Source organism: Curtobacterium sp. MCBD17_013 (assembly GCF_003234565.1).
In the GTDB taxonomy this organism is placed as follows: Bacteria; Actinomycetota; Actinomycetes; order Actinomycetales; family Microbacteriaceae; genus Curtobacterium.
In genome coordinates this window covers 17,072-38,368 of record NZ_QKTU01000019.1, presented here as the reverse complement: position 1 = coordinate 38,368, position 21,297 = coordinate 17,072, and the positions used below count along the sequence as shown (strand labels likewise).

The window sequence follows — 21,297 nt, the reverse complement described above, 5'->3', positions numbered from 1 at the left end:
CGCTCATGCAGGCGAGCTTCGGTGACAAGTGCGCCGCCATCGTGGACGCCGCGCGCAGCCAGACGGACTGACCCGGCCCCGGCCCGGCCGGCCCGGCCCGGCCCTCCTCCGTGAGATCGCAGTCGTTGCCGTTCTGACCCCCCTCGGGACGGCAACGACCGCGATCTCACGGTTGGGGGCGGGCGAGAGGGGGTCGGCGGGCGGCGGCCGGCCGGCATGGCCCCGTCAGAGCTTGAAGACCTCGCGCGGGATGTCCGACACCAGTCGGTGCGCCGTCCGCACCGCGGCCTCCTCGGAGATCCGGTGCGTCACCACGAGGTCGGCCAGGTACGCCGCGTCGACGCGCCGGGCGGTGTCGTGCCGCGCGGGGATCGAGCAGAACGCCCGGGTGTCGTCGATGAACCCGGAGGTCTTGGCGAACGACGCCGAGTCCGTCACGGCCTCGCGGAACCGCCGCATCGCCCCGGGGGTGTCGAGGAACCACCACGGCGCACCGGCGTACACGGCCGGGTAGAAGCCCGCGAGCGGCCCGACCTCGCGCGAGAACACGGTCTCGTCGACGGTGAACAGCACGAGGTGGAACCCCGGCACGGTGCCGAACGCCTCGAGCAGGGGGCGGAGCGGCGCCGTGAACCCGCCGACCGCGGGCAGGTCGTGGCCGGCATCGGACCCGTAGCGCTCGAACGACGGCCGGTGGTGGTTCCGGTGCACCCCCGCGTGCAACTGCATGACCAGGCCGTCCTCGCACGACATCTCGGCCCAGCGGTACAGCATGTCGTGGCGGTACGCGGCGGCGTCGTCCGGGGTGAGCGCGGTCGGCCCCCGGAGTGCGGCGGCGTGGATGCGCTCCCGGTCCACCGGGGACAGCGGTGCGGACCCGGCGTCGAGGACCCCCGTGTCGGTCGCGGTCGCACCGTGCTCGATGAAGTACCGGCGGCGGGTCCGGAGCGCCTCGAGCAACCCGGCGTGCGTTCCCGTGTCGATGCCGGCGGCCTCGCCGATCCGCGCGACCACGTCCCTCCAGCCCGGGCGCGACGGCTCGAACACGGCGTCGGCACGGAACGTCGGGATGACCCGCCCGGAGAAGGCCGGGTCGGCCGCCAGTCGGGCGTGCGCGGCGAGGTCGGACGTCGGGTCGTCGGTCGTCGCGAGCACCGCGATCCGGAACCGGTCGAACAGTGCGCGGGGGCGCATCCCGGGGTCGCGGAGGGCCGTGGCCAGTCGGTCGTACTGGGCGTCGGCGTTCGCGCCGGACGGCTCCTCCGTCAGCCCGAACACGTCGTGCAGCTCGGTCTCGAACCACGCGCGCACCGGGGTGGCCAGGAAGTCGTCCCAGTGCTCGGCGAGCGTCCGCCAGACGGCACGGCCGGGAGGCACGACACCCGTCCCGTCGACCGGCGCGCGCCCGAGCGCGTCGAGCGGCACCCCGTTGGCGTGGAGCAGGCGGAGCACGTAGTGGTCCGGGGTGACGAGCAGCGCGGCCGGGTCGGGGAACGGTTCGTCGTCGGCGAGCACCTCGGCGGGCACGTGTCCGTGCGGTGACAGGATCGGGGCCTCGGCGACCTCGTCGTACAGGCGGCGGGCGACCGACCGCGTCGTCGGGTCGGCGGGGAACAGCCGGTCGGGGTGCGGGACCATCGGTCGGCCGGTGTCGGCGGGGGCGTCGGTGCTCGTCATGCGGGACTCCGTTCGGTGCCGGGGGCGGGCCCGGTCGACCCGCGGACGGTCAGGTGGGTGGGCAGGGCGACCGAGTCCGTCGGGTGCTCCGCGACGGCGTCGGCGACGACGGCGGCGGCGGCGTCGGCGTCGGTCGGGACACCGCCGCCGATGCGCCGCAGCAGCATCGTCACGGCGACGCGTCCGGCCTGCTCGATGGGCGACGTCATGGTGGTGAGCGGCGGATCGCAGAAGTCGGCGCCGAAGATGTCGTCACACCCGACGACGCTCATGTCGACGGGCACGCGCACCGACCGCTCCCGCAGGCGGCGCAGCATCCCGATCGCGATGAGGTCGTTGAACGCGATGCACGCGGTGACCCCGGCGGTGACGGCGGCGTCCGCGGCGGCCGCACCGGAGTCGACGACCGGCGCGAACGGCCCAGCCGTGTCGACCCGGACGCGCAGCCGCGCGGCGGCGGCGGCGAGCGCCCGCCACCGTCGCTCGTTCGACCACGAGGTCTCGGGGCCGCCGACGTACAGCACGTGCCGGTGTCCGAGCGAGACGAGGTGCTCGAGCGCCCGCCCGACCCCGCCCGGTGTGTCGATGAGCACGCTCGACACGGACGGCACGCGCCGGTTCAGGACGACGACCGGTAGGAGGCCCGCGAACCGTGCGATCTCGCCGTCGCTCAGGCGCGAGGCGGCGAGCACCGCGCCGTCCACCCGTGACGCGATCGCGCCGAGGGTGGCTGCTTCGGTCCCCGCGGACTCCTCGGTGTCCACGAGCAGCTGGGTCCGGCCGGCCGCGGCGAGCCGGTGCTGTGCCCCGCGGATCACGTCGAAGAAGAACGGGTTCGTCACGTCCGGCACGACGACCGCGACCGCCCCGACGTCCCGGGTGCCGCGCTCGCTGCGCGGCGCCGTGTACCCGAGGGCCCGTGCGGCGGCCTCGATGCGGGTGCGCGTCGCGGCGTTGACGCGGCCCGGCCGGGCCAGTGCCCGCGAGACCGTGGAGGGCGCGACCGCGGCCGCCCGCGCGACGTCCCGGATCGTCACGCGGCGGGGCTCCTGGATCTCGGACGTGGCGGCCTCCTCGCGCGCTCGGTCGTGCCACCGACCGTAGGGCCCGTGGCAACGCGATGGCAACGGGTTGCCACAGCGTTGCCACAGCGGCAGCATCGACACGGGTCGGTGCGGACCCTCCGCGGTGCCGCATCCCGACCGGTCCAGCATGAGGCGTGGAGGACGACATGACCGAGGCACCCGCCTGGACCCTCTCGGGGTTCGGCGACGAGATCGACGACGACCCGGTCGTCCAGGTCGCCGTGCTCCAGGCCCTCGGCGCGAGCGCGATCGAGGTCCGCAGCGCGTGGGGCGTCAACGTCGTGGACCTCGACGAGGACCAGCTCGCCGGCCTGCACCGCCTCCTGGAGGACCGGGGCCAGTCCGTCTCGGCCGTCGCCTCCCCGATCGGCAAGGTCGACGTCGGCCTGCCCGTCGAGCACGAGGTCACGCGGCTCGAGCGGGCGATCGCCGCCGCGCACGCCCTCGGGACCCGGGACATCCGGGTCTTCTCGTTCTACCGGTCGCCCGAGCAGACCCCCGAGGACGTCCGCGACGCGGTCCTCACGCGGATGCGGGCCCTCGCCGACGTCGCCGAGCGCGAGGGCGTCCGACTGCTGCACGAGAACGAGAAGGACATCTACGGCGACGTCCCCGAGCGGGTGCTCGACGTGGTGGAGTCCGTCGGATCGGACGCGCTCCGCCTGGCCTGGGACAACGCGAACTACGTCCAGTGCGGGGTGCGCCCGTTCACCGACGGCTGGGACCTCCTCGCCCCGTACGTCGTCTACCTCCAGGTCAAGGACGCCCTGGCCGCCGACGGCACGGTCGTCCCCGCGGGCGAGGGCGACGGCGAGCTCCGCGAGACCCTGACGGCGCTCCGCGACGCCGGGTACGACGGCCACGCCTCCCTCGAGCCCCACCTGGCGAGTGCCACCCGGCTCGGCGGATCGAGCGGACCGGCCGCGTTCGGTCGTGCCGCCCGCGCGTTCCGGGACCTCACGCGACAGATCGGAGTCACCCTGCGATGAGCACCAGCCCCACCGACGCGGCCCCACCGCTCCGCCTCGCCGTCGTCGGCGCGGGCGTCATCGGCCAGCACCACGCCCGTGTCGCCGCACAGCACCCGGACCTCGACCTCGTCGCCCTCGTCGACGCCGTCCCCGCGGCGGCCGTGGCCCTGGCGGACGAGATCGCCGCGACCGGCGTGCAGCGACCCCTGACGGCGACGACCATCCGCGAGGCCGTCGACGCCGTGGCGATCGACATCGTCGCGATCTGCTCGCCGTCGGGGATGCACGTCGACCTCGCGACCGCGGCGATCGCGGCCGGCAAGCACGTCCTCATCGAGAAGCCGCTCGACACGACGATCCCGCGGGCACGGAAGCTCGCGGCGCTCGCCGCGTCCGCTCGCGACCGGGGGCTCGTCGTGTCCGTCGTGAGCCAGCACCGGTTCGACCCGGCCTCGGTCGCGGTGGCCCGGGCCGCGCACTCGGGCGGGTTCGGCACCCTCACGAGCGGCGTCGCGAGCGTCGCCTGGTACCGCTCGCAGGGCTACTACGACTCCGGCGACTGGCGGGGTACCTGGGCGCTCGACGGCGGTGGCGCGGTCATGAACCAGGGTGTGCACACCGTCGACCTGCTCGTCTGGACGCTCGGGCGCCCGGTCGAGGTGTCGGCGCGTACCGGTCGACTCGCCCACGAGCGGATCGAGGTCGAGGACACCGCGGTCGCGACGGTCCTGTTCGACGGTGGCGCCCTCGCCGTCGTCCACTGCACGACGGCCGCCTACCCGGGGCTGTCCGCGCGGTACCAGGTGCACGGCACGCGCGGTTCGGCGATCGTCGACGACGACCGACTCGCCTTCTTCCACATGGCGCCCGACGACGCGGCCCTGGTGTCCGCGTCGACGACGAGCGGCGCCCAGGCCGTCGCGGGTGCCACGGACCAACGGGCCGAGGTGGTGCCGCCCGAGCACGTCGTCGGCGGCCCGTCGGAGCCGGACGCGTTCCTCCACGGCCACGCTCGGCAGTACGACGACCTCGTCGACGCGATCCGCGACGGGCGCGAGCCGGGGGTGACGGTCGAGGCCGCCCTGCTGTCCCTGGCGACCGTGCGGGCCCTGTACGTGTCGGCGACGCTCGGCGTGCCGGTCCGTGTCGACGACGTCCTGAGCGGCCGGTACGACGACGTCGAACCCATGGTCGGCCCGGGCCCGGGGAGCGTGCTCGCGTGAGGTTCTCGGTGTTCACGGCGGCGACGCCGGAGTGGACCCCCGACCAGGCCGTGTCGATGCTCGCCGCGCAGGGCTGGGACGGCGTCGAGTGGCGTGTCACAGACCAACCGGACGCCCAGGGCGCACCGGGGTTCTGGGCCGGCAACCGTGCCACCTGGCCGTTCACGGGCCTGGAGGACCGGCTCGGGCAGATCGCGCGCGTCACCGCCGGCTCGGGGCTCGCGTACTCCGGCATCGGCGGGTACCAGCAGGCGTCGGACCACGACGCGGTCCTGCGGATGCTCCGGGCCACCGCGGAGCTCGGGGCCGAGCGCGTCCGGGTCACGATGCCGCACACCCGGACGGGCACCCCGTACCCCCAGCTGTTCGACCGCACGCGCGCCGACCTCGAGTGGATCGCCGCGCGGGCCGCGGAGCTCGGAGTGCAGGCGCTCGTCGAGCTCCACCACGGCACGATCACCGCGTCGGCGTCCGCGGCGCTCCGGCTCGTCGACGGTCTCGACCCCGCGCACGTCGGGGTCATCCACGACCTCGGCAACCTCGTCACCGAGGGACGTGAGGACCACCTCGCCGCCTTCGAGCTGCTCGGCCCCTACCTGGCGCACGTGCACGTCAAGAACGTCCGCTGGGTGCCGACGGACGACCGACGCGCGGACGGCAGCACGGTGTGGGTGCACGAGTGGGCGACGCTCCGGACCGGGCAGGAGTCCGTCGCGGACTACCTCGCCGACCTGCGGACCGTCGGGTACGACGGCTGGGTCACGGTCGAGGACTTCTCGACCGAGCTGCCCCTCGTGGACCGCACGGCCGACGACCTCGCGTTCCTCCGCTCGCTCGTGTCGACGGACACCCCGTGACGGGCGGCACCGCACCCGACCGCCGACCGGGCATCGTCCACCTGGGGATCGGTGCGTTCGCCCGCGCCCACCTCGCCTGGTACACGCAACGCGCCGGCACCGACGACGACGGACGCGCCTGGGGCATCGTCGGCTTCACCGGGCGGTCACCCGACGCCGCCACCACGCTCACGGCGCAGGACTGCCGGTACACGCTCGTCGAGCGCGCGGCCGACGGCGACACCGCGACCGCCATGGACGTCGTCGTCGCCGCGCACCCCGGGTCCGACACAGCGGCCTGGAGGACCGCCCTCGCGTCCCCGACGACGGCGATCGTCACGCTCACCGTCACCGAGGCCGGCTACCGGCCGGGGTCCGGCGTCGCGGACCGGCTCGTCGACGGCCTCCGGGCGCGGGCGACCGCGGAGGGCGGCCCCCTCACGCTCGTCAGCCTCGACAACCTCGCCGGGAACGGCCGGGTCCTCGCCGGGGCCGTGCGGGAGGCGGTCGGGGCGGACCCGGACCTCCTCGCCTGGATCGACCGGAACGTGACGTTCCCCGACGCCATGGTCGACCGGATCACCCCGGCCACGACCGACGAGGACCGCGCCGCCGTCCAGGAGCTGCCCGGCGCGGTGCCCGACGACCGCGTGCCGGTCGTCGCCGAGCCGTTCGCCGAGTGGGTCCTCGCCGACCGCTTCGCGGGGGACCGGCCGCCATGGGAGCGTGCCGGGGTCCGCATCGTCGATGACGTCGAGCCGTACGAGCAGCGGAAGCTGTGGCTCCTCAACGCCGCGCACTCGCTGCTCGCCTACCTCGGCCTCCTGCTCGGGCACACGACGGTGGCCGAGGCGATCGCCGACCCGCGCTGCCGCGGCCGCGTCGACCAGCTGTGGGACGAGGCCGGAGCCGAGGTGCGCCTCCCGGCCGACGAGATCGCCGCCGCGCGTGCGGCGATGCTCGAGCGATGGGCGAACCCGCGGATCCGCCACACGCTGCGACAGATCGCGAGCGACGGGTCGCGCAAGCTCCCCGTGCGGATCGTCGACCCCCTGCGGCGGCGGCTCGCGCGCGATCCGGACGCCGGCGTCGGACCCGGCACGGCGACGGTCGTCGCGGCGTGGTGGCTGCACTGCGCCCTGCAGGCCGACCTCGTGTCGGACGATGGCGCCCCCGCCCCGGACGCCGACGTGCACGACGTGCTGGCGGTGCTCGACCCGGACCTCGACACCGACCCGGTCGTGGCCGCGATCACCGCGGCGGCGACCCGCATCAGGACCATGATGGACACCGACGACGGCGACGAGGCCGTCGATCCGACACGAGGAGCGACCGCATGACCGCCACCGACCTCCCCTCCACGAGCTCCACCCGGGGTGCGCGGGGGATGCGCATCACGAAGGCCGAGGTCGTGGTGACGAGCCCGGACCGGAACTTCACGACCCTGAAGCTCACGACCGAGGACGGCATCACCGGTCTCGGGGACGCGACGCTGAACGGCCGTGAGCTCGCCGTCGTGTCGTACCTGCGTGACCACGTCGTGCCGATGCTCATCGACCGCGACGCCTCGCGCATCGAGGACACCTGGCAGCTCCTGTACCGCGGGGCGTACTGGCGTCGCGGTCCCGTCACGATGGCCGCCATCGCCGCGGTCGACATCGCGCTCTGGGACATCAAGGCCAAGGCCGCCGGCATGCCCCTGTACCAGCTGCTCGGCGGCGCCTCGCGTGAGGGGCTCATGGCGTACGGACACGCGTCGGGCAAGGACCTGCCGGAGCTGTTCGACTCGATCCGGGAACACCAGGAGCAGGGCTACCGGTCGATCCGCGTGCAGACCGGCGTGCCCGGGCTCAAGAGCATCTACGGCATCGCGTCGAACGCCCGGCTCGACGGCGACCAGGGCGTCCGGTACGACCACGAGCCCGCGCAGCGCGGGGCCCTGCCGGCGCAGGAGGACTGGGACACCCGGTCGTACCTGCGCCACGTGCCCACCGTGTTCGAGGCCGTGCGGAACGAGTTCGGGCCCGAGCTGCCGCTGCTCCACGACGCCCACCACCGGATGACCCCGATCCAGGCCGCGCAGCTCGGCAAGTCCCTGGAGCCGTACGACCTGTTCTGGCTCGAGGACTGCACCCCGGCCGAGAACCCCGAGGCCCTCCGGCTCGTCCGCCAGCACACCACGACACCGCTCGCGATCGGCGAGGTGTTCAACTCGCTCTGGGACTACCAGCAGATCATCCGCGAGCAACTCATCGACTACGTCCGGAGCGCGGTCACCCACACCGGCGGGATCAGCCATCTGCGGAAGCTCGTCGAGTACGCCGCGCAGTACCAGATCCGCTCCGGGTTCCACGGGCCGACCGACATCTCACCGGTCGGGATGGCGGCCCAGATGCACCTCGGCCTCGCGATCCACAACTTCGGGATCCAGGAGTACATGCAGCACGGGGCTCGGACGAACGCCGTGTTCCAGCAGTCCTTCACGTTCGAGGACGGTCTGCTCCACCCGGGCGACCAGCCGGGCATCGGGGTGGACCTCGACGTCGACGAGGCGGGGAAGTACCCGTACGAGCAGGCGTACCTGCCGTACAACCGCCTGGCGGACGGCACCGTGCACGACTGGTGACCCCGCGGAGGACGTCGCTCGATGTCGCTACTGCGCGGCGATCCCGGCGAAGGTGTCGAAGGACGCCTTGCGCTGGTGTGACCAGGTGTAGAGCCCGAAGTCGCCGTCCTGGCCGTCGTCCTGCCAGCCGTAGAGGAACACCGGCCCGACCTGCGGGTACTGCGCGGCGATCTGGTACAGCTCCTTGATGGTCTCCTGCTGCTGCCCGACGGAGAACGCCGGGTAGTTGCCGTCCGAGCCGGTCGGCATGCCGCTCTCGGTCCACCAGATCGGCTTCGAACCGTCCCCGTACTGGCGCATGACGGCGAGCAGGTCCGGCAGGACGGACAGCAGGTTGTAGCCGCCGTCTGCGGTCATCGGCATCACCGGGTAGGTGTACGGGTGCAGGTTGACGGCGTCGAACCAGCCCGCCGCACCGTTCCAGTACATCTGGCGGATGAAGTCGATGGGGTTGTAGTCGTTGCCCTGGGGGCCGCTCCCCGAGGCCTGCCGCCCGAACGGTGCCATGCCCGCCATGAGCACGGTGGCCTGCGGGTCGGCCTGGTGGATGATGGGGTACACCGTGCGCAGCAGACCGGCGTAGGCAGCGGGGTTCGCGTGGCCGCCCGCCCACGTCCAGCCGAGGTTGACCTCGTTGCCGATCTCGAAGTCGTGGATGCCCCCGGCCGCGAGGCGCCGCACCGAGTAGGTCATCCAGCCGTTCTGCGCCGAGTACCCGGCGGATTCCGGCATGGATGCCGTGCCGTCACCGAAGATGACCTCGACGTTGAGACCCGCCATCCGGGCCTGCGTGATCGTCTGGTCGGAGGCGCCGCCGTGCCCGGTGGGGTTGCCGGCGTAGTTGTAGTCGAGCCGGACCCACTGCACGCCCGCGGAGCGCATGTCCTGGAACACCGAGCGCGCTCCACTGGCGGACATCGTGTTGATCTCCGACTCGTACAGGCCGCCGGGCGAGATGCCCTTGCCGCGCACGATCCCGGATGCTGCGGCGGTCGTGGCCGTCACTGCCGACGCCGGTACCGCCGACGCGCTCGCGGCGGCCGTGGTCGCGGTGATGGTGCGCGGGGCGGGCGACGCAACGTCCGCCCGCACTACCGGGGTGGCCGTCGTCGCCGCGGGCGACGCCGCCGCGGGGGCGGCAGTGGCACTCGGCTTCGAGGAGGCGGTGGTCGCAGCGTCGGCGGTGGTGCCGCCCTGGGGCAGCGCACATGCCATCAGCGCCACCGACGACGCCACCGCGGCGACCGTCACCGGGAGCGCCCAGCGCAGGCGGTGCCGGGCCGAGCGGTCCGTTCCGCTCGTCGTGGTCTCGTTCATGGTCGGGTCCGTGTTGTCCATGGGCTCGTTCCTCCCTGAAGGTCGTGAGCGACCAGAAACGTAACGGTTTTCCGTACCCCCGGATTCGGCTGATTCTCAGGCACGCCTGTTGACTGCCGAGCGCGGATGTGAGGGTCCGTGGAGCGCCCTGTCACCTGTTCGGGGGTCAGCCGAATAACCTGTACGAGTTCGCAGGATCCGATTCGCTCGGACAGGTCGCGCACGGCCTCGCGACCCGGTCGGGGGGCACCCTTGGCAGGGCGGCGACGTCCGCAGCGGTGGATGCGGCGCGAGCCGGCGGGTGAGGCGCGAGCCGGCGGTCGCGGCGCGGGGCAGACTCGGCGGCATGGACCCCGAGCAGCTCGCCGCCGTCGCGCGCGAGCTGTACCGGCGACGCCCCGAGGACTTCGTCGCCGAACGGACCGCGCGGGCACGCGACCTCCGGAAGCGCGACCGGGCGTTGTCGGACGGCGTGAAGGCGCTCCGCAAGCCCTCGCCCGCCGCGTGGGTCGTCGACCTGCTCGCGGCGCAGGGCGCCCTCGACGACGCGGTCGACCTCGGACCGGCGCTCCGCGCTGCGCAGGAGCACGCCGACCCGCGGGCGATCAGCCGGCTCCGGCGCGAGCGGGCCTCGCTCGTGGCGTCGCTCACGGATGCCGGGGCCGATCTGGCTCGCGACGCCGGGCACGAGCCGTCGGACGTCGTGCTCGAGCAGGTCGGGGCGACGGTCGAGGCGGCCATGGCGGACCCCCGTGCGGGTGCTGCCGTGCGGTCCGGGATGCTCGTCCGCGCGCTCGAGGCCGTCGGGTTCGAGCCGGTCGACCTCGACGGCGCCGTGGCGGTGCCCGAGGCGGTGCCCGACATCGACGGGGAGGGCGCCGAGGCTGAGCCGGAGCCGGAGCCGGAGCCGGAGCCGGAGCCGGAGCCGGAGCCCGACGCGGAGCCGGAGCCGGAGCCCGACGCGGAGCCGGAGCCGGAGCCCGAGTCGACGCCACCCCGCCGGTCGCGCGGCGGCACCGGCCGTCCGCGCCGCGCGACCGGTGGCCATCCGGCGGACGCGCCCCGGTCCTCCCGTCCGACGCAGGGCGACGACCACGACCACGACCGCGTCCGCCAGGAGGCCCGGGCGGCCGAGGCGGCGGCACGCGACGCCTCCCGGACCGCCGACGACGACCTCGAGCGCCTCGAGGACGCGCTCGACGACGCCGACCAGCGCCGTCGTGACCTCGAGGGGCGCCGGCACGACCTCGAGGAGGAGCTCGCCGCGGTCCGCCGGGACCTCGACGACGCCGAACGGGAGACGCAGCGGCTCGAGGACGATCGCGACGCCGCGGAGGAACGCGCGGACGAGGCGCGGACGGCGCTCCGGCGGGCCCGCGCGCACCGGCGTGAGGTGGGCTGAGCCCGCGTCTGCTACCGGTCGTCCTCCGGCGTGTCCGAGCCCACGTGGGCACCACCGTCGGCACCATCGCCGTCGGCGCTGCCCCCGTCGTCGTCCTCGCCGAGCAGCCGGCCGAGGATCGACGTCAATGCCGCCCGGTCCGCCTCGTCGAGGGGCGCGAACAGCGTCGCGAGCGTCCGGTCCGCGGCCTCCTGTCCGGCTACGAGGAGCCGTTCACCCTCGGCGGTGAGTTCGTACCGAACCCGGCGGCCCACCCCGGGATGGCGCTCGACGAGCCCCCGCGTGGCCATGCGCGTCGTGAGGGTCCCGAACGCCTGGTCGCTCTGGAACGTCACGAGTGCGAGCGCGTGCGCCGAGGCCCCGGGGCGGGTGGCGATCGCGCGGAGGGCGTCCCACTGGGCGAGGGTCGTCCCGACACCGTGCAGGGCCGCGTCGACCGCACGGTGGTCACGCCACTGCGCCTGTTTCACCATCCGGCCGAGTCGTCGCAGGTCCGTCGTCATGGTGCTACCGTATCAGCAGCATTAGATAAACATGTTGAGACAGGAGCGACACCATGGACATCACCCTCGACGAACGCGGCACCGACGGCCCCCTCGCCCTCGTGCTGCACGGCGGCGGCGGCCCCGCGACGGTGGCGCCCTTCGTGGCGCACCTCGCCGAGACGCACCACGTCATCGCACCGACGCACCCGGGGTGGAACGGCACCGACCGTCCGGACGACCTCGACACGGTGCGGGCACTCGCGGGCGTGTACCTCGACCTGCTCGAGCAGCGCGACGCCCGGAACGCCGTGCTCGTCGGCAACTCGCTCGGCGGCTGGATCGCGCTCGAGATGGCCGTCCAGGCGGCAGAGCGCGGCTCGGACGCGGTCGGCGCGCTCCTCGTCGTCGACGCGGTGGGCGTGACGGTGCCCGACGAGCCGGTGCGCGACTTCTTCGCGCTCGACGCGCGCGGGGTGGCTGAGTACGCCTGGCACGACCCGGAGCGCGGGTACCTCGACCCGGCGACGCTCTCGGACGAGCGCCGGCGCGTCCAGGCCGCGAACATGGCCGCGCTCCGGACCTACGCGGGCGGCGCCGCGATGGCCGACCCGACCCTCGCCTCCCGGCTCGCCGACGTGCGGGTCCCGGCGCTCGTCCTGTGGGGTGACAGCGACCGCATCGTCACCCCCGCGTACGGGGCCGCGCTCGCGGATGCGTTGCCCGACGCGCGGTTCGTCGTGGTCGAGGCGGCGGGCCACCTGCCGCAGCTCGAGCGCGCCGACGCCACGTTCGCCGCGGTCGACGCGTTCGTGACCGCGCTCCCGACGCCCGGCGCGGACGAGGCGCACGACATGCGCTAGAGTGACCGACTGGACTTCGGCGAGGGTCGTGCGCAGGCGCGGCCGTGATCGACGCGGTAGGAGATCCGGTCCCGTGCTCCGTGCGGGTGACCGGCGGTGGCCCCGGATCACGGGCCCTCCTGGCGCTGTGACGCGTTCGAGTCGAACACACTGACCGACGACGGCCGCATGGCGGTCGTCCCCACCCAGGAGGCACCACCATGGCCGACCAGTACCAGCTCGCCGCCGAGCACCGCACCGCATTCGGCAAGGGCGCGGCACGCAAGCTCCGCGCCGCCGACAAGATCCCCGCCGTCGTCTACGGTCACGGCACCGACCCGCAGCACGTCACGCTGCCCGGGCACGACACGATGCTCGTCGTCCGCCGCGCGAACGCGATCATCGAGCTCGACATCGAGGGCGCCACGCAGCTCGTGCTCGTCAAGGACGTCCAGCGTGACCCGGTGCGGCAGATCATCGAGCACATCGACCTCGTCGTGCTCCGTCAGGGCGAGCGGGTCACCGTCGAGGTCCCCGTGGTCGTCGAGGGCGAGTCGGCTCCGGGCACCATCCACGTGCAGGACGAGTCCACGCTGTCGCTGGTCGTCCTCGCGACGAACATCCCGCAGCACGTCGTCGTCGACGTCACGGGCCTCGAGGACGGTGCCCAGCTGCACGCCTCGGACATCACGCTCCCCGAGGGCGCCGAGCTCGACACCGACCCGGAGGCCCTGGTCGTCAGCATCAGCACGCCCCGCGGCGCCGGTGACGAGGGCGACGAGGCCGGCGAGGACGCCGCGGAGTAGTCCGCGAGCCTCCCGACGCCCATGGCGGAACGAACGCTGCTCGTGGTCGGGCTCGGCAACCCCGGGCCCGACTACGCCGGCAACCGGCACAACGTCGGACAGATGGTCCTCGACGACCTCGCGGTGCGGATCGGTGCGACCTTCCGGAAGCACAAGACCCCCGCGCAGGTCGCCGAGGGCCGCACGGCCCCGGGTGGGCCGAAGCTCATCCTGGTCAAGCCCGCGTCGTTCATGAACACGTCCGGCGGCCCGGTGTCGGCTGCCCTGTCGTTCTACGGTCTGACGCCCGCCGATCTCGTCGTCGTGCACGACGAGCTCGACCTGCCCTTCGACACGCTCCGGCTCAAATCCGGCGGCGGGCACGGCGGGCACAACGGGCTCCGCGACATCATCAAGGCCTGCGGGACGAACGAGTTCGCTCGGGTCCGCGTCGGCATCGGCCGCCCGCCCGGTCGGCAGGACCCGGCCGACTACGTGCTCCGTGACTTCTCGTCGACCGAGCGCAAGGTGCTGCCGTCGCTCCTGGCCGAGGCCGCCGACGCGGTCGAGGCGATCGCGACCGACGGCCTCCTCGCCGCGCAGCAGCGGTTCCACGCGCCGGCCTGACCGTCGTGGGACGACCGGGAGGCTCGGTGTGCGCCCGCCCATCTCCCTTCCGTTCGCCCACAGCACGCGGCGGGCCGGATCGCCTGTCGGAGGGCGCCGGTACCATCGGATGAGTGACGATCTCGGGCATCATCCCTGCGCTCGCGCGCGCCTCCGCGTTCGATCGTGTCCTCGCCGCCGCCCCGCGTGACGCCGACTTCTCCGTCGTCGACGGCCTCCGCGTCCCGTTGCTGGCGGCGCTGCTCGCCGAGCGGGACGGCCCGCAGTGCGCCTTCGTGATCACCGCCACCGGGCGCGAGGCCGAGGGCGTGCGTGACGCCGTCCGGTGCTACGTGCCCGAGGCCGAGGTCCTCGAGTTCCCCGCGTGGGAGACCCTGCCGCACGAGCGCCTGAGCCCGAGCGCGCAGACGGTCGGCACGCGCATCAACACCCTGCGGCGCCTCGCCGACTGGCAGGCCGCCGCCGACCGGGGCGAACCCCGTGGGCCGATCGTCGTCGTGGCGAGCGTGCGCGCCGCGCTCCAGCCCATCGCGGACAACATGACCGCGATGGCACCCCTGGTGCTCCGGACGAACTCCCGGGGCAACGACCTCACGCAGCTCGCCGGCGCCCTCGTCGACCTCGCCTACGCCCGGGTCGACCTCGTGTCCCGCCGTGGCGAGTTCGCGGTCCGCGGCGGCATCCTCGACGTCTTCCCGCCGACGGCCGACCACCCGGTCCGCATCGACTTCTTCGGCGACGAGATCGACGCGATCAAGGCGTTCAGCGTCGCGGACCAGCGCTCGACGGACGAGGACCTCGGGCAGGTGGAGCTCACCGCGAGCCGCGAGCTCCTGCTCGGCGAGAGCGTCCGGCAGAGGGCGCGCGAGATGCTCCACGAGTTCCCGAGCCTGTCCCAGATGCTCGCCAAGATCGCCGAGGGCATCCCGGTCGAGGGCATGGAGTCCCTCGCGCCCGCCCTGGTCGACCGCCTCGTGCCCGTCACCCACTACCTGCCGTCCTCGGCGGTCGTCGCGGTGTTCTCGCCCGAGCGTGTCGTCGCCCGGGCGCACAGCCTGGCCGAGACGAACCAGGAGTTCCTGCAGGCCGCGTGGAGTGCGGCGACCGCCGGGGCGCAGGCCCCCATCGACCTCGACGCCGGCAACTTCCTGTCCCTCGGGGCGCTCAAGCAGTCCCGTGGCGACCGCACCTGGTGGACGGTGTCGCCGTTCGACTCCGGTGCCGACCTCACCGACGAGCAGGCGGTCGAGTCGGCGGGCGACTACCTCCGCGTGCCCGCCGAGACCGTCCCGAGCTTCACCGGCAGCGCCGAGGGCGCGGTCGAGCACGTCGCCGAGCGCACGCGAGACGGCTGGTCCGTCGTGGTCACCGCGCAGGGCGCCGGTCTGGTCGAGCGTGCCGTGCAGGTCCTCGCGGACGCCGGCGTCGCCGCCCGGGTCGAGGACGTCACCGAGCCCCCGGAGCCCGGCGCCGTGCTGCTCACGACCGCGTCGGTCGAGCACGGGTTCGCCGTGCCGGAGCTCCGCCTGCTCGTGATGTCCGAGGCCGAGTTCTACGGCCGGAGCGCCCAGCAGGGAGCCCGGCAGGTGAAGAAGCTCGCCAGCCGCCGGAAGAACGTCGTCGACCCCCTGCAGCTCAAGCCGGGTGACGTCGTCGTGCACACCACGCACGGGATCGGCAAGTTCGTCGAGCTCGTCTCGCGCGAGGTCTCGTCGGGTGGTCGGAACGCGGTCAAGACGCAGCGCGAGTACCTCGTGCTCGAGTACGCGCCATCGAAGCGCGGGTACCCGGGCGACAAGCTCTACGTGCCGACGGACCAGCTCGACCAGCTCTCGCGCTACGTCGGCGGCGAGGCCCCGACGCTCAGCAAGATGGGCGGCAGCGACTGGGCGTCGGCCAAGAGCAAGGCGCGCAAGGCGGTCCGCGACATCGCGGTGGAGCTCGTCAAGCTCTACTCGGCGCGGATGGCGTCGAAGGGGCACGCCTTCGGGCCGGACACCCCCTGGCAGCGCGAGCTCGAAGAAGCTTTCCCGTTCGCCGAGACGCCCGATCAGCTCACCACGATCGACGAGATCAAGGCCGACATGGAGCGGCCGATCCCGATGGACCGCCTGCTGTCCGGCGACGTCGGCTACGGCAAGACCGAGGTCGCGATCCGCGCCGCGTTCAAGGCCGTGCAGGACGGCAAGCAGGTCGCGGTCCTCGTGCCGACCACGCTGCTGGTCCGCCAGCACTTCGAGACCTTCCAGGAACGCTTCGCCGGGTTCCCCGTGCACCTGCGCGCCCTGAGCCGGTTCCAGACCGAGAAGGAATCGAAGGAGACCATCGCGGGCCTCGCCGACGGCACGGTCGACATCGTGATCGGGACGCACCGCATCCTGTCCCAGCAGGTGCAGTTCAAGGACGTCGGCCTCGTGATCATCGACGAGGAGCAGCGCTTCGGCGTCGAGCACAAGGACCAGCTCAAGAAGCTCAAGACGAACGTCGACGTCCTCGCCATGAGCGCGACCCCGATCCCGCGGTCACTCGAGATGGCCGTGACCGGCATCCGCGAGATGTCGACCCTCGCCACCCCGCCCGAGGACCGCCATCCGATCCTGACCTTCGTCGGGCCGCAGTCGGACATGCAGGTCGCGGCGGCGATCCGGCGGGAGCTGCTCCGCGAGGGCCAGGTGTTCTACGTGCACAACCGCGTCAAGGACATCCAGGGCACCGCCGCGCACCTCGCCGAGATCGTGCCCGAGGCCCGGATCGCGGTCGCGCACGGCCAGATGTCCGAGCAGGCCCTCGAGCAGGTGATGGTCGACTTCTGGGAGCGCAAGTTCGACGTCCTCGTGTCGACCACCATCATCGAGACCGGCCTCGACATCGCGAACGCGAACACCCTCATCATCGACCGCGCCGACAAGTACGGGCTGTCGCAGCTGCACCAGCTCCGGGGTCGTGTCGGCCGCGGGCGCGAGCGCGGGTACGCGTACTTCCTCTACGACGCCGACAAGCCCCTGTCCGAGACCGCGCAGGACCGCCTCGAGACCATCGCGGCGAACAACGAGCTCGGTGCGGGCATGCAGGTCGCCCTCAAGGACCTCGAGCTCCGCGGAGCGGGCAACCTGCTCGGTGGCGAACAGTCCGGTCACATCGCGGGGGTCGGGTTCGACCTCTACCTCCGGATGATCGGCGAGGCCGTCGGGCAGTTCCGCGGCGACGTCGCCGAGGGGCAGACGGAACTCCGCCTCGAGCTCCCGGTCGACGCCCGCATCCCCGAGGACTACGTCGAGAGCGAGCGGCTCCGGCTCGAGGCGTACCAGAAGCTCTCGGCCGCGTCGGCTCCTTCGGCGCAGGACGCCGCGATCGACATGGTGCTCGACGAGCTCACCGACCGGTACGGCACGCCCCCGAAGGCGGTCACGACGCTCATCGAGGTCTCGCGGCTCCGGCGCATGGCGCAGCAGGTCGGCCTGTCCGACGTCGTCGTGATGGGGTCGAACCTCCGGGTCGCGGGCAAGGAGCTCGCCGATTCCCAGCAGGTCCGGCTCACCCGCATGTTCCCGGGGTCGCGGTGGTTCGCCCAGCAGAACGCGACGAGCATCCCGCTCCCGAAGCGGAACGGCGAGCCGCTACCGGACGATGCGCTCATCGACTGGGTGGAGTCGATCCTCACGGCGATCTACGGCGCGAACGTGCCGGAGCAGGCGCCGGCCGCGTAGGCGTGGGCGGGATCGCCGGTCGGGAGGCACGGTACGGGCTCGCCCCGCGCCTCCCGGCCGGCCCGCCCCGCGCCTCCCGCCGGGCCCGGCCCGCGGCGGAACCGCCGGATCGTGCTCTGGTCAGGGCGCGCCCGGAGCGGCCGCGCGCTCGGACCGCGCACGGCGTGCCCCGAGCGCGACGACGACGGCCGACGCCACCATCGCGACGCCCGAGCCGACGAGGACCGCGAGCGTGCCCTGGTCCGCGACCTGCGGCGTGTGCACGAACGCGAGTTCGTTCATGAGCAGCGAGACGGTGAACCCGACCCCGCCGAGGACGCCGACGGTGGCGACCGCCGAGAGCGACAGCGTCGGGCGCTCAGGATGCCGGAACACATGGGTCGCGACCCCGCCGAAGAGCGTGATGCCGACGACCTTGCCCACCGGGAGTGCGAGCACGATCGCCCAGAACGCCGGCGACAGCGCACCGAACCCCACCGCGGGCACGGCGACCGCGGCCGAGGTGAACGCGAACACCGGCAGGACGACCCCGTTCGACCAGGGTTCGACAGCGTGCCGGACCGTGTGCCCGGCGCGCCGGGGGAGCACCAGCCCGAGTGCCACCCCGGCGATCGTCGCGTGGACCCCCGAGTGCAGGACGAGCCACCACGTGACGACGCCGAGCACGACGAGGCCGACCACGATCCACGGCCGGGCGCGCCCGACGCGGCGCAGGGACCGGGCCAGCACCGCGAACGCCGCGAGGGCCACGACCGCCAGCCCGAGGAGTCCCAGGTCGGTGCCATGCGCGAAGACGACCGCGATGATGACGATCGCGATGAGGTCGTCGAGCACCGCGAGCGCCAGGAGGAACACCCGGAGGCGTGACGGCAGCCCGCGGCCGAAGATCGCGAGGATCCCGAGCGCGAACGCGATGTCGGTCGCGGTGGGGATCGGCCAGCCGTGTTCGAGCCCGGTGTCCTGCGTGACCGCCAGGTAGAGCACCGCCGGCACGACGACACCCCCGACGGCGGCGATCGCGGGCACGATCGCGGTCCGGGGATCCGACAGCTGCCCGATCGTCAGCTCGTGCTTGAGCTCGATCGCGATGAGCAGGAAGAACGCGACGAGCAGCCCGTCGCTGACCCAGTGTGCGATCGACAGGTCGAGTCCGACCGCGGACCAGGGTGTGTGGAGCGCCAGCAGGTGCTCGAGTCGTGGCCCGAGGGGGGAGTTCGCGGCGGCGAGTCCGAGGACCGCGGCGGTGAGCAGGGCGACGGCGCTGAAGCGCTCGGAGCGGACGATGGCGGGCACGGTGACTCCGTCTCGTTGGGGTCGGTCGATGGTCCGTCGACCAGACTTCCCGACACGCCACGCCGACGCTACCAGGCGACGGCGGCGTGGTCGGGGCTGCGTTCACCTGGTGCCGTGGGGGGAGGGCGAGGCCGTCCGGACGGGGTCGAGGTCGTCGATGTACCGCTGGTCGAGCGGTACCCCCGGGAGTCCCACGATGACCGTGGTGTGCCCGATGACCGTTTCACCGTCGGACTCGTACACATCGACCGTCGCGGTCTCCTCGGCCAGGTCGACGTCGTTCCAGAACACCCAGCCCTCGCGGCCGTTGTCCGCCGTCGCCGGGACGAGGTCGGGGTGTCCGTGCTTGTTCTCGACGCCGTACGTCTGTCCCTCGGCATTCAGGCCCCACACGCTCGTGACCGAGCTGGCGTACCGCAGGACCGCCCGCCACCGCGTGCCCGGCGAGGCCTCGATGCTGAACCGGGACCGACCCTCCGCTGGTGTTCGGCCATCCGTGACGTGCATGCTGCCGCCGTCGCGACAGCTGTACCCGGCGCCGCCGCCGTCGACCGTCGACACCTTCACCATCCCGACGTGGTTGAGGCAGGTGATGTCGACGATCACCGCGCCCGCCCTGTCGGGCGCCTTCCCGATGTCGACCAGGGCCGGCCCGGTGTGCGTCGCCGTGGTGGCGGCCCCGATCGCGGCGGTCGTCGTGGACCCGGGCACACCAGACGCCACGAGTGCTGCCGCACTGGTGGTCAGACCGACCGCCGCGACGCCGACGAGGGCAGCCGTGACGCGTGCTCGGCGCTGGCGGCGTTGGAGGCCGCTGGCCCGCGTCCCGATGGCAGCGAGCTCGGCTCGGATGGCGAGGGCGGTCTGGGGCTGCATGTCGATGCTCATGGGTTGGTGCCTTCCGGTGCGGTTCGGATGGACGGGTCGAGGTCGTGCAGGTCGTCGCGGAGGCGTCGGCGCATGCGGTGGAGGCGGACGCGTGCGGCGGGCGGATTGAGGCCCACCGCTTGTGCCGCCTCCCACACCGGCATGCCCTCGAGGCTCGTCAGGACCAAGAGCGCTGCATCGACCGGGGAGAGCGCGCGAACGGAGGCGCGCAAGCGATCGCGGACCTCGAGGTCCTCCGCGTCGACCGCTGGCGTCGTGTCGTCGTCCCGCGGGAGCTCGTCGAGCAACCGGCGGTACCGGGCGGTCGCCCGACGATGGTTCCGCGCGAGGTTGACGGTCGTGACCAGCAGCCACGGCACGACGGAGCCCGCAACCAGGACGACGGTCCTCCGCTTCCGCCAGAGTTCGTAGAACGCTGCGGCGGTGACGTCCTCGGCGTCGTGCGGCGTCTGGAGCAGGCTTGTGGCCCGTCGGTAGACACGCGGACGGTGCCGATCGAACAGCGCAGCGAAGGCGGCGCCATCGTTGCGCTGCGCCAGGACCCAGAGCGGGCCGTCGTCCGGTTCGTCCTCCACACTGAGTAGTGTCCGGCCGCCCCGCTGGCGTTACACGTTCGCTCGACGTCCACACGCGAGGTGCGACGATGGAGCATGACCCCGCATCAGGATGACCAGGCCGACCCCGCCGACCGAGCCGCGGTCGTCGAGGCCCTCGCCGCGGTGGTCGATCGCTTGCTCGCGCCGGACGACGGCTGCGTGTGGAACCGAGCGCAGACCCACCGGAGCCTGGCGGCGTACGCGGTCGAGGAGTCGTACGAGCTCGTCGACGCGATCGACGTGGACGACGACGTCGAGATCCGCGAGGAGCTCGGCGACGTGCTGTACCAGGTCGTGCTCCACGCGGGGATCGCCGAGCGTCGCGGCGCGTTCACGCTCGCCGACGTCGCCGAGCACGCTCGCGAGAAGATGGTCCGCCGCCATCCGCACGTGTTCGGCGCCGAGCACGCGGAGACGTTCGCCGACGTGGTTCGGGTGTGGCGCGCGGCGAAGTCGGCCGAGAAGGCAGCGCGCACGAGCGTGTTCGACGGCGTGCCCCGGGCGATGCCCCCACTCGAGCGGTCCGTGAAGCTCCTCGAGCGGATCGACGAGCACGGCCTCGGTTCCGTGCCCCTCGCGCAGGCCGTCGCGGACGCCGCTCGGCAGGACCGTACGCCCGGGGTGACCGACGGCGCGGACGGTCACGGTGCCGTCGACCCCGCGTGGGGCGGTGAGCTCCTCGACCGGATCGCGGCGGCCCGGGCGGACGGGGTCGATCCGGTGGCGAGCCTCCGCGCTGCGGTCGTCGCGCTCGAGGCGGCTGGCCGCGCGACGGAGCGCGAGCGGTCGCGCTGAATGCAGCGGGGCTCCGAGCGCGACCTGGGGCCGGGCGTCGGACGCATGGCGACACGACGAGGTGAGGGCGCCCTCCCAACCCGAAAAGGAGGGCGCCCTCCGCGCGGCGACCGCGGCACGCAGCCGCCACGCCGGACGCGGGAGT

General features: G+C 73.3%; 18 protein-coding genes. 11 read left to right on the top strand and 7 right to left on the bottom strand.

The annotated features are described in order from the left end of the window. Positions 1-225 precede the first annotated feature (225 nt). Together uxaC and DEI81_RS14515 are read right to left on the bottom strand one after the other, a co-directional pair. Complete coding sequence (uxaC, locus tag DEI81_RS14520) at positions 226-1,677, bottom strand: glucuronate isomerase (protein ID WP_258368766.1); 1,452 nt, start codon at positions 1,675-1,677, stop codon at positions 226-228. Continuing rightward, positions 1,674-2,714: a LacI family DNA-binding transcriptional regulator gene (locus DEI81_RS14515; protein ID WP_309146677.1), complete on the bottom strand. Its 1,041-nt coding sequence runs from the start codon at positions 2,712-2,714 to the stop codon at positions 1,674-1,676. Before DEI81_RS14515 ends, uxaC begins: the two co-directional genes overlap by 4 nt. 194 nt (positions 2,715-2,908) lie before the next feature. Between DEI81_RS14515 and DEI81_RS14510 the strand changes: the two genes are divergently transcribed. Genes DEI81_RS14510 through manD form a run of 5 tightly spaced genes read left to right on the top strand, consistent with a single transcriptional unit; the run spans position 2,909 to position 8,418 of the window. Beyond that, positions 2,909-3,751 (top strand): sugar phosphate isomerase/epimerase, encoded by an 843-nt coding sequence (locus DEI81_RS14510; RefSeq protein ID WP_111011448.1) that lies wholly within the window; start codon positions 2,909-2,911, stop codon positions 3,749-3,751. Then, positions 3,748-4,956 carry a Gfo/Idh/MocA family protein gene (locus DEI81_RS14505; protein ID WP_111011445.1) on the top strand — a complete coding sequence of 403 codons (1,209 nt, stop codon included), beginning with the start codon at positions 3,748-3,750 and terminating at the stop codon, positions 4,954-4,956. The genes DEI81_RS14510 and DEI81_RS14505 overlap by 4 nt, the downstream gene beginning before the upstream one ends. Further along, positions 4,953-5,813, top strand: a complete 861-nt coding sequence (locus DEI81_RS14500; protein ID WP_111011444.1) for a sugar phosphate isomerase/epimerase — start codon at positions 4,953-4,955, stop codon at positions 5,811-5,813. The genes DEI81_RS14505 and DEI81_RS14500 overlap by 4 nt, the downstream gene beginning before the upstream one ends. Further along, positions 5,810-7,132: a mannitol dehydrogenase family protein gene (locus DEI81_RS14495; protein WP_111011443.1), complete on the top strand. Its 1,323-nt coding sequence runs from the start codon at positions 5,810-5,812 to the stop codon at positions 7,130-7,132. The genes DEI81_RS14500 and DEI81_RS14495 overlap by 4 nt, the downstream gene beginning before the upstream one ends. A 47-nt stretch (positions 7,133-7,179) precedes the next feature. Further along, a complete protein-coding gene (manD, locus tag DEI81_RS14490; RefSeq protein ID WP_111011447.1) occupies positions 7,180-8,418 on the top strand; it encodes a D-mannonate dehydratase ManD in 1,239 nt (412 codons plus the stop codon). Positions 8,419-8,445: 27 nt separating this feature from the next. On the opposite strand, the gene DEI81_RS14485 is transcribed toward manD, so the two are convergent. Beyond that, a complete protein-coding gene (locus tag DEI81_RS14485) occupies positions 8,446-9,756 on the bottom strand; it encodes a hypothetical protein (protein WP_111011442.1) in 1,311 nt (436 codons plus the stop codon). A gap of 325 nt (positions 9,757-10,081) precedes the next feature. Between DEI81_RS14485 and DEI81_RS14475 the strand changes: the two genes are divergently transcribed. After that, positions 10,082-11,137 carry a hypothetical protein gene (locus DEI81_RS14475; RefSeq protein ID WP_111011440.1) on the top strand — a complete coding sequence of 352 codons (1,056 nt, stop codon included), beginning with the start codon at positions 10,082-10,084 and terminating at the stop codon, positions 11,135-11,137. A gap of 11 nt (positions 11,138-11,148) precedes the next feature. Here the strand turns inward: DEI81_RS14475 and DEI81_RS14470 are convergent, their stop codons facing one another. Next, positions 11,149-11,640, bottom strand: a complete 492-nt coding sequence (locus DEI81_RS14470) for a MarR family winged helix-turn-helix transcriptional regulator (protein ID WP_111011439.1) — start codon at positions 11,638-11,640, stop codon at positions 11,149-11,151. A gap of 53 nt (positions 11,641-11,693) precedes the next feature. Here DEI81_RS14470 and DEI81_RS14465 point away from each other — a divergent pair, with 53 nt between their 5' ends. The 4 genes from DEI81_RS14465 to mfd all read left to right on the top strand — a co-directional run bounded on the left by DEI81_RS14465 (position 11,694) and on the right by mfd (position 17,580). Continuing rightward, positions 11,694-12,482, top strand: a complete 789-nt coding sequence (locus DEI81_RS14465; RefSeq protein ID WP_111011438.1) for an alpha/beta fold hydrolase — start codon at positions 11,694-11,696, stop codon at positions 12,480-12,482. A 200-nt stretch (positions 12,483-12,682) separates the two neighbouring features. Beyond that, the gene (locus DEI81_RS14460; RefSeq protein WP_111011437.1) at positions 12,683-13,267 is read left to right on the top strand and encodes a 50S ribosomal protein L25/general stress protein Ctc; all 585 of its coding nucleotides are present in this window, start codon (positions 12,683-12,685) and stop codon (positions 13,265-13,267) included. A 21-nt stretch (positions 13,268-13,288) separates the two neighbouring features. After that, a complete protein-coding gene (pth, locus tag DEI81_RS14455; protein ID WP_111011436.1) occupies positions 13,289-13,873 on the top strand; it encodes an aminoacyl-tRNA hydrolase in 585 nt (194 codons plus the stop codon). A gap of 113 nt (positions 13,874-13,986) precedes the next feature. Beyond that, positions 13,987-17,580: a transcription-repair coupling factor gene (gene mfd / locus DEI81_RS14450; protein ID WP_111011435.1), complete on the top strand. Its 3,594-nt coding sequence runs from the start codon at positions 13,987-13,989 to the stop codon at positions 17,578-17,580. A 120-nt stretch (positions 17,581-17,700) separates the two neighbouring features. Here mfd and nhaA read toward each other — a convergent pair whose 3' ends face one another. The 3 genes from nhaA to DEI81_RS14435 form a co-directional block, all read right to left on the bottom strand. Further along, positions 17,701-18,873 (bottom strand): Na+/H+ antiporter NhaA, encoded by a 1,173-nt coding sequence (nhaA, locus tag DEI81_RS14445; protein WP_111011434.1) that lies wholly within the window; start codon positions 18,871-18,873, stop codon positions 17,701-17,703. A gap of 102 nt (positions 18,874-18,975) precedes the next feature. Then, positions 18,976-19,761: a hypothetical protein gene (locus tag DEI81_RS14440; protein ID WP_111011433.1), complete on the bottom strand. Its 786-nt coding sequence runs from the start codon at positions 19,759-19,761 to the stop codon at positions 18,976-18,978. Then, complete coding sequence (locus tag DEI81_RS14435) at positions 19,758-20,336, bottom strand: RNA polymerase sigma factor (RefSeq protein ID WP_111011432.1); 579 nt, start codon at positions 20,334-20,336, stop codon at positions 19,758-19,760. The genes DEI81_RS14440 and DEI81_RS14435 overlap by 4 nt, the downstream gene beginning before the upstream one ends. A gap of 75 nt (positions 20,337-20,411) precedes the next feature. Here DEI81_RS14435 and DEI81_RS14430 point away from each other — a divergent pair, with 75 nt between their 5' ends. Then, positions 20,412-21,152, top strand: coding sequence for a MazG family protein (locus DEI81_RS14430; protein WP_111011431.1), 741 nt, complete (start codon positions 20,412-20,414; stop codon positions 21,150-21,152). Positions 21,153-21,297: the final 145 nt, after the last annotated feature.

Excerpts from the sequence above, each read along its gene's own strand:
- DEI81_RS14430 (WP_111011431.1), top strand. The coding sequence starts at position 20,412 with ATGACCCCGCATCAGGATGACCAGGCCGACCCCGCCGACCGAGCCGCG.
- DEI81_RS14510 (WP_111011448.1), top strand. The coding sequence starts at position 2,909 with ATGACCGAGGCACCCGCCTGGACCCTCTCGGGGTTCGGCGACGAGATC.
- DEI81_RS14460 (WP_111011437.1), top strand. The coding sequence starts at position 12,683 with ATGGCCGACCAGTACCAGCTCGCCGCCGAGCACCGCACCGCATTCGGC.
- manD (WP_111011447.1), top strand. The coding sequence starts at position 7,180 with ATGCGCATCACGAAGGCCGAGGTCGTGGTGACGAGCCCGGACCGGAAC.
- DEI81_RS14485 (WP_111011442.1), bottom strand. The coding sequence starts at position 9,756 with ATGGACAACACGGACCCGACCATGAACGAGACCACGACGAGCGGAACG.
- DEI81_RS14470 (WP_111011439.1), bottom strand. The coding sequence starts at position 11,640 with ATGACGACGGACCTGCGACGACTCGGCCGGATGGTGAAACAGGCGCAG.
- DEI81_RS14505 (WP_111011445.1), top strand. The coding sequence starts at position 3,748 with ATGAGCACCAGCCCCACCGACGCGGCCCCACCGCTCCGCCTCGCCGTC.
- DEI81_RS14465 (WP_111011438.1), top strand. The coding sequence starts at position 11,694 with ATGGACATCACCCTCGACGAACGCGGCACCGACGGCCCCCTCGCCCTC.
- uxaC (WP_258368766.1), bottom strand. The coding sequence starts at position 1,677 with ATGACGAGCACCGACGCCCCCGCCGACACCGGCCGACCGATGGTCCCG.
- DEI81_RS14440 (WP_111011433.1), bottom strand. The coding sequence starts at position 19,761 with ATGAGCATCGACATGCAGCCCCAGACCGCCCTCGCCATCCGAGCCGAG.
- pth (WP_111011436.1), top strand. The coding sequence starts at position 13,289 with ATGGCGGAACGAACGCTGCTCGTGGTCGGGCTCGGCAACCCCGGGCCC.
- DEI81_RS14475 (WP_111011440.1), top strand. The coding sequence starts at position 10,082 with ATGGACCCCGAGCAGCTCGCCGCCGTCGCGCGCGAGCTGTACCGGCGA.